Here is a 1,904-nt window from a genome sequence, read left to right as displayed (position 1 = left end):
TCCTTTTCACTTTGATGAAAATATATACCTCTTAACATATCTACACCTTTAAGCTCGTAAGGATCTTTGATTATATCCTGTATCTTAGGTAAATTACTTATTACATTACTTATTTTACTTCCAAAAAGAGCATCTAATATTAAACTTCCTTTACTAATCTCAGAAAGTTCTTTAATTTTATCTATATTATATTCTCTAATTATCTCATTAATAATGTATTTTTGAACATCTTCATCAAAATAATGACGTTTTTCTTTTAACATATATTTTTCTGAATTATCCTTAGACCTTGATTGTGAACTAGACAAAGCATTTCTTTTAGGTAATTTAGTGTAACTTAGACCATTATTGTATAAATAATCTGGATTTAATTCTTCTATTTTAATCTTAGAATAATCAAAATCTTTATTATACCCTGGTAAAAGATAAGCGAAGTCATTTGGTATTTGTTTCCAAACACATACACTTGAATATTTCCTTTCAAGTCCTACACCTGCTTTTCTATAAAGATCTAGTGCTATTTTCTTAGCTATATTATTAAATTCTTTTTTATTCTCAATCTCCCTTAATATATTTCTCGCTTTAATAGCAGTCAATGCTAAAGAAGTTTTTGTAGGTGCACTGTCTTTCTCAAATTCTTTTACTATCTTAGATGTATTTGTAAAATTACTATTAGTGTGTATCTCATCAAATAGTTTTTTAGCCACATACCTAAACGGAGAATCTCCATAAAGTGATCCTGAATAATGACCTAATATCCTACTTGTTCCCTTAATTCCTGAAACCTCTGCATTTGATAAATCTGCGTGTTCTTCTTCATATTCCTTTTGTTCAATCTCTGATTTTGGATTTTTATATTTTTCTTTTAATGTCCACTTCTTAAAATATTCTATCTTATTATATCCTGGAGCTGTATGTTTAATCTTATCTAATTCTGCTCTTACATCATATGATGAACTTATATTATTAAATAATAATGTTGTATTTATATAGGTTCCACCATTTCTATATCTTAATGTCGGTCCTATACTTATCTCCTTATTCCTCCCTGAAAAATCAAGTGATAATGATACCTTACTATCAGGTAATGGATTTACACTAATTCTATAATCTAATACCTTATTTTTTAATTCCTTCTCTGTATCTGTTTTATCTATATCTACTTTTTCTTTACTTTCTCCTTTTACATAGTAATTTAATTCTCCATTTACATACTTATTTTCTGAAAATAATGTTAATTTTATTTTTTCTATATCATTATTTTCTAAAAAATTACTATGTGTTATCTTCTTTCCTAATATATCTACTTTTAGTCCTAATCCTAAATAGTTCTCTTTTAACTTAAAGTTTACTCTCTTTCTTAGTTCTATATTCTGGGATAAGTATTTTACTGCAAGTTCTAAATCTCTCATTGTAGGATTATATACAGGTATATATACATCTGGCTTACTAGGAACATCATTTCCTTTGTTTCCACCGTTATTATTATTAATCTCTTGTATTTTTTCGTAATCTTTATATTTATTTGCTTTAAATAAGTTTACAAATGTTGGAATATAGTTAAAGCTTTTTTCTAAACCATCTACTCCAGCCATGGAATCAATGCCGAAAGTTACTTCTCCACTTATTTTACTCTTTTCATCTTTTGAATAAACAAAAGAAGATAATAATAGTAAAAACAACACTTTTTTATGTTTCATAACATATTTTTATGATAAAGTATCATAATCCTCCTTTTATTTATGAATCCATTAAACATTATAACCTAAAAGATACAATTTTACAATAAAAATAAGTCCCTAATCTTGTTTACAAGACTCGAGACTAAAATATATTTATTAAAAATTGAAATCTATACCTAAATTTAATCCAACATTTAATTTATTATTTATATTTGCCTTACC

The 1,904-nt window shown here is 25.8% G+C and carries 1 pseudogene; it reads right to left on the bottom strand.

The features are described 5' to 3' along the window. Nucleotides 1–1,700 (bottom strand): annotated as a pseudogene (locus BUE91_RS06720) (hypothetical protein); the annotation flags it as partial. Nucleotides 1,701–1,904: the final 204 nt, after the last annotated feature.

Origin of the sequence: Streptobacillus notomytis (genome assembly GCF_001902585.1) — a bacterium.
GTDB classification, from domain to species: Bacteria; Fusobacteriota; Fusobacteriia; order Fusobacteriales; family Leptotrichiaceae; genus Streptobacillus; species Streptobacillus notomytis.
Note: the sequence above shows the minus strand (reverse complement) of the source record. Positions and strands in the feature narration are given on the sequence as shown.